General features: G+C 65.3%; 1 pseudogene. It reads right to left on the bottom strand.

Annotated features, from left to right (window positions below):
* A pseudogene (locus B4N44_RS03635) lies at nucleotides 1-458 on the bottom strand (aspartate kinase); the annotation flags it as partial.
* Nucleotides 459-533 lie beyond the last annotated feature (75 nt).

Genomic DNA, 533 nt, shown 5'->3' with positions numbered 1-533 from the left:
GAGCCGCCGCGACCGAGCGTGGTGATGTTGCCTTCGGCGTCGACACCCTGAAAACCGGCAATGACCACGACCCGACCGGCTTCGAGATCTGCGCCGACACGGGCGGCGTCGATGTCGTGGATGCGCGCCTTGTTGTGGACGCTGTCTGTGAGGATATGCACCTGCCCTCCCGTGTAGGAGCGGGCGGCACAGCCCATGGCGTCGAGCGCCATGCTCAAGAGCGCGATCGTCACCTGCTCGCCGGTGGACAGGAGCACGTCGAGCTCCCGCGGCACCGGGCGCTCCTGGAGCTGCTTGGCAAGCCCGAGCAGTCGATCGGTCTCTCCGGACATGGCCGACACTACGACCACGACCCGATGTCCCTCGTCGCGCCAGCGCTTGACGCGCTCGGCCACCGCCTTGATCCGCTCGGCATTCGCCACGGATGTGCCGCCGTACTTCTGAACGATCAGCCCCATCGAATTCTCCCGGCACGCACGTCTCGATCTCTCCCGATGTATTCAATCCCATGAACCGCAAAGGCGCAAAGGACA

The sequence above is a fragment of the Thiocapsa sp. UBA6158 genome, assembly GCF_002423035.1.
Lineage (GTDB): Bacteria > Pseudomonadota > Gammaproteobacteria > Chromatiales > Chromatiaceae > Thiocapsa.
This window is presented reverse-complemented; position numbering and strand designations above follow the sequence as displayed.